At 76.9% G+C, this 627-nt stretch carries 1 protein-coding gene; it reads right to left on the bottom strand.

The features are described from left to right. Positions 1-627, bottom strand: a 627-nt coding sequence (locus F8271_RS31690) for a VWA domain-containing protein (protein ID WP_151493432.1), incomplete at both ends; no start/stop codon positions are given.

Here is a 627-nt window from a genome sequence, read left to right on the forward strand (position 1 = left end):
GTGGCCAGATGCAGGCGGACCGGGCCGGCCTCGCAGTCGACGACCACGCAGGGAGCACCCGTCGCCGCCAGCGCCTTCGCCGCTGCTGCCGCGCGGTCCAGCGGGCGGGTGCCGGCGGTGGCTCTGCCGTCGGTGACGACGAGGACCATCGGGCGGCGCTTCGGGTCGCGCAGGCGTTCCACGCGCAGCAGGTCGGCCGCGGCGAGCAGACCCTCGGCCAGCGGCGTACGCCCACCCGTCGGCAACTCGGCCAGCCTGGTCGAGGCGGCCAGCACCGACGAGGTGGCCGGCAACAGCGTCTGCGCGCCGGCACCCCGGAAGGCGATCACGGCGACCTTGTCCCGCCGCTGGTACGCGTCGGTGAGCAGGGCCAGCACCGCGTCCTTCACGGCGGTCATCCGCTGCCGGGCACCCATCGAACCGCTCGCGTCCACCACGAACAGCACCAGGTTTCCCTCCCGGCCCTCCCGCACCGCCTCACGCACGTCGTCGCCACGCAACCGCAGCGGCCCGGTCAGCCGCCCCCGGGCGGCCTGATACGGCGCGGCGGCACGGACCGTCGCCACCAGGTGCAGCGCGCTGGCCCGTCCGGCCGGCACCCGCGCGCCGGTGGTGCGCCCCCGCCCG

This window comes from Micromonospora sp. ALFpr18c (assembly GCF_008868155.1).
Classification (GTDB): Bacteria; Actinomycetota; Actinomycetes; order Mycobacteriales; family Micromonosporaceae; genus Micromonospora.